Genomic DNA, 8,973 nt, shown 5'->3' with positions numbered 1-8,973 from the left:
AACAAACTAATTAGGCCGTTACTCAAAGGTATTAAACACCTTTAACACAACTACAGATAGAGACTAACGAAATGAAATTAAAAGAAAAAATGGTTGGAAAAGTAGAGCAAAAACTCCTAGAGATGATCCGTATGGATGTCGCTGAACACTACCCTACTGTCTCCGCCTTTTATCTAGAAGGTGGGCATTTTGATCCGCGTTATTCCGCTACTGAATTCTCAATCGATTCAATGGTAAAGGTGTTAAATGTCGCGAACAACGCGATTTTAGAGCACAAGAAAAAACTTAAAGTGGTGCTTGGCGTGTTGATAGACGATCTGGGCTTACAGTGTGGTAGTGAATCTTGTGATATTTCTGCATCCCCAGCAATGACCACCGACAGTCAAGGACTTGCGCCATTACCTGACGAGCTAGAAGCCGTATTAAGTGATTACAGCATTGTAAAACGCGACCGCTTAGTGCTTCAGGGTGAGCGCAATTGTAAAAACCGTGGGATCCAATCTTTACGTAAAATCATCTCGCAAGATTTAGCAAGTTTCCCGCAATTGTCACTCGCAACGAGCAACGGTGTAACTAAAATTCTCTTCGAAAACAGTAAGGGAGTAGACATCGTTTTAGCTGAATCAAAAGATAAGGATATATGGACTGCAAAATGCCCGCTCATCATGGCGCAGCACTATAAAGACACTTACCAAAAAGCACTGAAAATGAATCCTCAAGCTGGGGTATTCCACATTATGGACTTCTCTGAAATGGATGACTTTCACAAAGTCGTAAACGGTACTGAAGTAGCGTTAGGACTTTTCCTACAAGATGAAAGCCTTGGCGACAATATTGTTAAGATCTCCAATATTTTCTTGTCTGACTTTGATATGGAAGATTATTCCATTAACACCCAAACCAGCACCCTAGCCGAAGCTTGCGAAGCGTAACGCACGCATTTATCCGCTTCAATTTGACTGTTGCCCCAATTTTATACGGAGATTTTTTATGTCACTCATTACAGCACTAGAGAGTAAGTCCACTACTGAAGCGTCGCTACGCTTTCCTATCTATTTAGATCATAACGCCACAACACCGTGCGACGAAGCTGTGTTACAAGCCATGTTACCTTACTTTTGCAACGACTTTGGTAATGCTGCAAGCATGTATGGTTTACATGGCTGGAACGCCCATAAAGCGGTCGAACAAGCGCGTGAAAAAATTGCAGATGCCCTTGGCGCACAACCTGAAAATTTTATCTTTACTTCTGGCGCGACTGAAAGCAACAACTTAGGTATCCGCGGCGTGTTTCGTGCTTGTAATCACAAAGGCAAGCACATTATTACTTCGTCGATTGAGCACCCGGCAACGCTTGCAACACTTAGAGATTTAGAACAGGAAGGCGCTCGCGTTTCTTATCTTGAGCCGTTACCAGATGGCAGCTTTGATATCGACGCAATGAAGGCCGCAATCACGCCTGAAACGATTTTAATCACCGTGATGTACGCAAATAACGAAATCGGCACTATTAATCCAATTGACGACATTGCCGTTATTGCACAGCAACATAGCATTCTATTTATGTCTGACGCCACACAAGCGCTAGGCAAGGTCGATATCAATCTTACCACTTGCCCTATTGATATTTTAACTTGCTCGGCACACAAAATTTATGGCCCTAAAGGGGTTGGCGGCCTGTATTTAAGACATCAGCATGGCAGTAGAGTGGTTGATATTAGACCGCAGATCACCGGTGGTGGAAGCGAGCAAGGGCTACGCGGTGGCACGTTAAATGTACCTGGCATTGTTGGTTTTGCCAAGGCAGTGGAACTTGCACAGCGAGAATTAAGAAATGGCGCAATTGACAAAGTTGAACAGCTAAGGGACAAGTTAGAAGATGGTTTATTGGAGCTACAACAGGTGCAAGTCAATGGCATAAGCGAAGAAAGACTCCCGCATGTTTGTAACGTCTCTTTTCATGACACCGACGGTAAAAAAATGCTGAGCTTATTAAAGAAAAGCATTTCGGTCAGTACTGGCTCAGCTTGTTCGTCAAGCAACCTATCGCCAAGCCACGTATTAACCGCACTTGGGCTATCGGATGAACTGGCACAGGCAACCATACGCTTTAGCCTAGGCAGGCATACTACAGAAGCCGAAATTGACTTCGCACTCAACAAGGTTAGAGAAGTCGCGGCGCTAACTTTACTCGTTTAAATATTACTAAATTATTCCAGAACAAATACTTAAGGAGAAAAATATAACAATGGAAAACTTATCGAATTTAGCCAATGCACTTGATTACTCAGACATTATTCACCTTGAGTTTTACGTGCAGGAGCAGCTTGCAAAGGGGAAAGAAATTTGTGATTTGATCATTGGAGATTTTGACACGCAACAATTTCCGATGCCCAACTACCTTACCGCACAGATCCAGCAAGCTTACGAGAACAAGCATAACGATTACCCCCCGCTTGAGGGGGTGTTATCACTTCGCGATGAAGTAGCAAAACAAACTAAAAAGCGCTTTAACGTCAGCTACAACCCAGACACAGAGATGCTGATCTCTGGCGGTGCAAGACCTTTGCTGTATTCTGCAATGCTCGCTACAGTGAGCGCAGATGACAAGGTGATCTACCCTGTTCCTTCTTGGAATAACATGTTTTACACCACCATGTGTGGTGGCAAGCACGTGCCAATTGAAACCAGCGAAGCAAATCAATTTTTACCTACAGCGGAACAGCTCCAAGCGCATATATCTGATGCGCGCCTTATCACCTTATGCTCACCACAAAATCCTAATGGCTCCATGTTTTCAAAGCAACAGCTCAGTGAAATCTGCGACATGGTTGTCGCAGAAAACGCGCGCCGCAGAGCGATAAACGCCAAACCACTCTATGTTATCTACGACCAAGTGTACTGGATGCTGACAATGCAAGAGGTTGAGCATTATCATCCGGCGTCGCTTTGCCCAGATATCAAGCCTTACTTAATAGTGGTTGATGCCGGCACCAAAGCTTTTGCCGCAACAGGTATTCGAGTTGGGTGGGCGACAGGCCCACACGAAGTGATAGCAAAAATGCAGGTGTTCCAAGAACATATAGGTGCAATGGCCCCGACGGCAGAGCAACTTGCCACTGCGGTGTTATTTCAAAATGAAGCCTACCTACAAAGTTATTTAGCCGGCTTTAAAGAAAAAATATTAGCCTCAATGGCGGTACTGCATCAGGGTGTTCAGGATATGAAAAGCGCAGGCATGGCAATCGATTCATTTATACCAAATGCCGGCATTTATATGACCTTGAAGATCGACGCCATCAATATGGAAACACCCGACGGAAACATACTCGAAAATGCAGTTCAAGTTAGTCGTTATTTAATTGATAGCGCAGGGTTAGCACTTGTGCCATTCGCCAGCTTTGGCTGTCGCTCTAAAGCGTCACAGCTTTGGTATCGCGCTGCCGTTTGCACTATTTCACCGAGTGAAATTGAAGCGGCGCTGCCAAGATTACAAAGTGCACTGCTCGCACTTACCCAGTCAAGACTATTACTTGAGGCTTAGCGCTATTCTGGACAACAAAAAAGCCAGTCTTCATTATTGAAGACTGGCTTTTTAACGTTTGCCTATTCTAACCTTCGGCTACTTTAGGCTATTTTGGCAAAGCCCATCTAAAATTGGACAGTTTGCATTTTCGTCACCACTACAGTTGTCCGACAGCTGTTTCAAGGTCTCACGCATTTGCTGAAGTTCATTGATTTTATGCTCAATCTCATTCAAATGATGCTGCGCTATCGATTTGACTTCACGGCTAGTACGGTCTGGGTTTTGTAACAAATCGAGTAAAGACTGGATCTGCGCAATAGGAAACCCCAGTTTTCGTGCTTGCTTTATCACACCTAGTAATTGTAATTGTTGCGAGTCGTACAGCCGGTAACCCGCTTCACTTCTTTTGCTGCACTTTAGTAGCCCGCTTGCCTCATAATGGCGGATCATTTTTGCAGAGAGTCCTGTACGCTGCGCGGCTTCACCGATTGTGATCAGTTTTTCCATGACGTTTACTCCTTTGGTTGCCAACGTTGCAATAACAACGCATTGCTAATGACTAGTAAACTACTGGCCGCCATCGCCGCACCTGCAAAAATAGGGTTAAGGTAACCCAGTGCTGCCAATGGAATGCCAATGGCATTAAAGATAAATGCCCAAAATAGATTTTGCTTGATTTTGCGATAGGTTAATTTTGCCATCGCTAAAGCAGATGCCACTAAGCTTGGCTCGCCACGCATCAGCGTCATTGCCGACGCGCTTACCGCCACTTCCGTACCGGTTGCCATTGCGATACCCAGATCAGCCTGTGCCAGCGCTGGGGCGTCATTGATCCCGTCGCCGACCATTACCACACAGTAACCTTGCTGTTGGGCATTAGCAATATACTCAGCTTTGTGCTCTGGCAGTACTTGCGCTTTATAATCGTCCAGCTCCAGCAATTTAGCATTGTACTGTGCACTACTTTGGCTGTCTCCGGTCAACATTGCAACTTTAATTCCTTGCTGCTTAAGCTGTTTGACCGCTGTATAGGCATGAGCTTTAAGCTCGTCAGTGAAGTAGAATAGTGCCAAAAACTCGCAACTCAGTTCACTATGTTGGCTCACTAACCAAGATAAAGAAGCGCCCGGTATTTCTTCTGGTAGCGCAGGCAAAGTTAAGCCTAACTCTTGCATCCAAAAACCGCTCCCCAAATAGACTGTTTTATCTTGGTATTGTGCTTTAACACCTCTACCCGCCACCACTTTAAAGTCGCTTACAGGAAGTAATGACAATTGCTTTTCTTGTGCCTTATTGACCACAGCCTTGGCAAGCGGGTGTTCGCTGTATTGCTGTAACGATGCCGCTAGCTGTAACACGTCGTTTTGATGATACGTAAAAGTGTGCATATTGCTAAGTTCAGGTTTGCCCACCGTAAGCGTGCCCGTTTTGTCAAAAATCACCATATCGATGGCAGTTGCTTGCTCCAGTGCACCAGCATCCTTTACTAAGATCCCATAACGCGCGGCAGTGCCTGTACCTGCCATAATCGCGGCAGGTGTTGCTAAACCAAGCGCACACGGGCAAGCAATAACAAGAACGGCCACTGCATTCAGAATACCTGTTGGCCAATCTCCAGTACTTAGCCCCCATGCAAAAAATGTAATGAGCGCTATTACCAATACAGCAGGTACAAATACCGCACTCACTTTATCCACCAACGCTTGCACTGGTGCTTTCGCGCCTTGTGCTTGCTCTACCAAGCGAATAATTTTGGCTAGGGTCGATTCCGCGCCAACACTGGTTGCATCCACTTCAAGCACGCCATCAAGATTCACCGAACCACCAGTAACTTTATCTGTTTGTGCTTTATAAACAGGGACACTTTCACCGCTGATAAGCGCTTCGTCTACCTGTGAGTGGCCTTCAACTACAACGCCGTCAACCGGTATACGCTCACCAGGTTTGATCAATAGTCGTTCGCCGCTTTTTACTGCCCCTGCAGGGACTTCTTGCCAGCTATTATCACGCCAGACCATAGCCGTTGTTGGCCTTAAGCTTTCAAGCGCTCTAAGGGCGCTGGTTGTACGCCGCTTGGCTCTGTGTTCAAGGTACTTACCCAGCAGTACCAAACTCAACACGGCACTGCTGCTTTCGAAGTATAAATGCGGAGCGCCATGCTCACCGCTGAATGTCCACCATAAATACACTGAAAGGCCATACGCTGCACTGGTGCCGATAGCCACCAGCAAATCCATATTCCCCGTCCCTGCTTTTATCGCTCCCCATCCGGCACGATAAAAACGCGCTCCAAAATAAAACTGAACAGGTGTTGCCAGTGCCCATTGCATCCATGCCGGAAGCATCCAGTTTTGGTTAAACAGCATGACAAACATGGGTAACACCATAGGTAGAGTGAGTGTCAGTGACGCCACTGCTGGGAACCAATCAGCGCGATAAAAGGGAGTTGCTGCCACTTGTTCGTTTGACTCATCCGAGCCTGCTTGTGGCTGCACCACGGTGTAACCGGCGTCGTTAAGCTTGGCTTCTATTTCAGCGAACGGTAACTCTGCCACTAAAGTTAAGGTTAGCTTTTCAGTCGCTAAATTGACCTCAGCTTTAATTACCTGCGGTAATGCTTGCGCCGCCTTTTCCACTCGGCTCACACAAGACGCACAAGTCATGCCTTTAACTTGATATTGCACTTCACTGGTATTGACCTTGTAGCCGGCATCTTTTACCGCACTCACCAACGCTGATACTTCCGCACTGCCCTCTACCGACACTGCTTCCATTGCTAAATTAACACTAGCACTGACAACGCCAGACACTTTCTCTAAGGCTTTCTCAACTCGGCCAACGCATGAGGCGCATGTCATGCCTGATACATTAAATTTTATTACCTTGTCCATTTCTATCTCCGCAAACGCGTTAATTCTCATTGTTGGACACTAACCCTTACCCTCATGGTAAGGTCAAACAAAATTGTTCATTCATCTAACAGAAGCTTATTGTTAAATAGTAGTTGACCTTACCATCAAGGGAAGCTTCACAGTGCAAGCTCTTTAATCCACAAAGGAAATAATGATGTTAAGACTAAGAGTAGAAAAAATGGTCTGCGGTCACTGCGTAAAAGCAATCACAGAAGCAATGCAAGCGGCTGATAGCCAAGCGCAAGTGAATGTCCGCCTCGATGATAAAATCGTTGAAATTTCAAGCACCAAAGGAGAAGACGACGTTATCGCTATTATTCGTAATGCAGGCTATAGCGCAGAACTCATCAACGAAAGCTTTGCCTAGCTCCCAGAAGTTATCAATCCAAGTCGACCCAAACCACTTTGCATTGGTAAAGTGGTTTGGCTTTAGTAGTAAGCAAAAAATAGCCTCTATACTAAAAAGAAACCTCGTGCTCAGCCATCACGACTCTGTCTCTACCCTGTTGTTTAGCTCGGTATAAACATTCGTCTGCGACTTTAAACGCGGCGTCGCTACCATTAAGACTTTCAATTATTAATTCTTCACTCACTCCGAATGAGGCTGTTACATAAAGCGTATTATCACCTATCTTAAATGGCTCACATCGTAGTGATTCAGCCATACCTTCAACAAACTCTTTAAAATTACCTCGCGATTTTAGCACCATGAGAAACTCTTCTCCGCCCCACCTTACAAACAGTTCCTGCGATTGGATAAACCGACTCAGGCGCATTGCTGCTATAGAGAGAACCACATCACCTTTATCATGCCCGTAACTATCATTAATTTGCTTGAAGTGATCAAGATCTATGATAACTAAACGATATGTAGCACTATCGTCCAATATACTTGGAGATTTTATTTCCTTTTGATATAGATGACGGTTGGCCGCACCGGTTAGCGGATCACTATAGCTTAGGTCATATAAGAGGCGGTTATCATTGCTCATACGTTTTGCTTTATAGCCGAGCCAAACTAGGATTATGGCTGCAATCGATAACCACAGCACTAAGAGTCTTAACCGCTGTTTATCAATCATTTGCTTAAGCTCCGAAAGCTTATTTTTTGCTATTAATAGATCTCTCTCTTGGGCAATTTGCTGGATCTCAAAAGCGTTGTTTAATGCGGCCAGCTCCCCAATCAACATTGATTTCTCTTGCGCATGCACCGTTTTTAACTCGGCGAGCGCGGCTTTAGATTGCCCAAGGCTTTCAAGAACTAATGAGAGAAAAAGTTGACTCTTAATCAGCCACCTCTGATGATTCAGTTTTGTAAACACTTCAATTGCATTATTTGTTAGGGAGTATGCCTCTTCCAACATATTGTTTTTAAAATAGGCTTGCCCTTGAACTAAAGCGCAAATCGCGTGCTGCTTTGGAAATTGACTCTCCAACATCAAATTCAGACACCCTTCTGCTTTATCGATAGCTTGCTCTATAGAATCTTCAGCCAGCAGTAGCCTTGCCTCATTTTTTAACAATACTGCTTTGTAGAAGTCACTCGTTTTCGGATTAACTAATCGCTGCGCCTGCTCAAGCTTATCTCGTGCTTTATCAATGTGACCTAAGTGAACGTGCGCAAAAGACTGGTTTAGTATAATGAGTAACATATAGTCAGGTTTATGCTCTGCAAAGTCTTCATACTGTTGTTCTGCTCGATTTAAATACACTAAGGCATTTTGCCATTGCTCTAGGTGAACATAAAGAAGCCCTAAGTTATTATTAAATAGCGCATTAAATTGGCTCTTGGGATATTTTTCAGCAAGTTTAATACCTTTTAAAAAGTATCGCAGTGCATTCGTTAACGAGTTCGTCGAGTTATATGCGACTCCAGCCGTATTGTAAATTTCTAACAGCAAGAATTCAGCGTTATCTTTTTCCGCAAGTTCAACACTTTGCTCGATCATTGTTAGTGCTTGCTGCAAGTTCCCGACCTGAATAGCTTGTTTAGCTTGTTCTTGTATGAGCCATGCGCTGAGCCAATGTAACTGGTTTTTATCCGCAAGCATTTGGAGGCTTTGCTGTGTATCCGATAACTTAACTTCGTCTTGAACAATCTGCGCAGCTCTCCGTTGGATCCACAAAATATAGACATGTTCAATTGTTTCTATCGTCTTACGCTGACGTCGCCACTGCTCAAGTTGAGCAAGTGCGGCGGATGGTTCTTTTTTTGTTAGTGCATAAATAGCTAGCAGCGGATGTTGTTGCTGTATTAGATTTAATTGAACTTCAGGAGATTGTTGATTTTCATCCGTCGCGTCAGAATTTTTATGAAACTGATGAAACCAAAAAGTATCTAGCGTTGCCAATGTGAGTAACAAAAGAAATAAAAGCAACAGTGCTAGAGGTACTTTTCTGTACATGTTTTACAAGCAATAGGGGGAAATTGCTTAAATTATACAATAATGTTCCGAGCTTGCCACACCATACCTCTACTGATGTAATAAGCTTACAGATACCACCACATAATAACCATTAAACACAGAAGGCATT

General features: G+C 44.3%; 7 protein-coding genes. 4 read left to right on the top strand and 3 right to left on the bottom strand.

The genetic code is table 11. The features are described 5' to 3' along the window. Nucleotides 1–71 precede the first annotated feature (71 nt). The 3 genes from PPIS_RS21630 to PPIS_RS21620 are packed head-to-tail and all read left to right on the top strand — an operon-like array spanning nucleotide 72 to nucleotide 3,544. A complete protein-coding gene (locus tag PPIS_RS21630) occupies nucleotides 72–932 on the top strand; it encodes a hypothetical protein (protein ID WP_010369754.1) in 861 nt (286 codons plus the stop codon). Nucleotides 933–990: 58 nt separating this feature from the next. Then, on the top strand, nucleotides 991–2,199 hold the full coding sequence (locus PPIS_RS21625; protein ID WP_010369756.1) for a cysteine desulfurase family protein: 1,209 nt from the start codon (nucleotides 991–993) through the stop codon (nucleotides 2,197–2,199). A 49-nt stretch (nucleotides 2,200–2,248) separates the two neighbouring features. Next, nucleotides 2,249–3,544 (top strand): pyridoxal phosphate-dependent aminotransferase, encoded by a 1,296-nt coding sequence (locus PPIS_RS21620; RefSeq protein WP_010369758.1) that lies wholly within the window; start codon nucleotides 2,249–2,251, stop codon nucleotides 3,542–3,544. Nucleotides 3,545–3,622: 78 nt separating this feature from the next. On the opposite strand, the gene cueR is transcribed toward PPIS_RS21620, so the two are convergent. Next, entirely contained in the window at nucleotides 3,623–4,033 is a 411-nt protein-coding gene (cueR, locus tag PPIS_RS21615; protein WP_010369762.1) for a Cu(I)-responsive transcriptional regulator, read from the bottom strand. Between the two features lie 5 nt (nucleotides 4,034–4,038). Further along, nucleotides 4,039–6,417: a heavy metal translocating P-type ATPase gene (locus PPIS_RS21610; protein WP_010369765.1), complete on the bottom strand. Its 2,379-nt coding sequence runs from the start codon at nucleotides 6,415–6,417 to the stop codon at nucleotides 4,039–4,041. A gap of 172 nt (nucleotides 6,418–6,589) precedes the next feature. On the opposite strand from PPIS_RS21610, the gene PPIS_RS21605 reads away from it, so the two are divergent. Continuing rightward, nucleotides 6,590–6,805, top strand: a complete 216-nt coding sequence (locus tag PPIS_RS21605) for a heavy-metal-associated domain-containing protein (protein ID WP_223192138.1) — start codon at nucleotides 6,590–6,592, stop codon at nucleotides 6,803–6,805. Nucleotides 6,806–6,896: 91 nt separating this feature from the next. Here PPIS_RS21605 and PPIS_RS21600 read toward each other — a convergent pair whose 3' ends face one another. Then, entirely contained in the window at nucleotides 6,897–8,843 is a 1,947-nt protein-coding gene (locus PPIS_RS21600) for a diguanylate cyclase (RefSeq protein ID WP_010369771.1), read from the bottom strand. Nucleotides 8,844–8,973: the final 130 nt, after the last annotated feature.

The sequence above is a fragment of the Pseudoalteromonas piscicida genome, from assembly GCF_000238315.3.
GTDB lineage: Bacteria > Pseudomonadota > Gammaproteobacteria > Enterobacterales > Alteromonadaceae > Pseudoalteromonas > Pseudoalteromonas piscicida.
The sequence above is the reverse complement of the archived record's forward strand: the minus strand, read 5'-3'. Positions and strand labels throughout refer to the sequence as shown.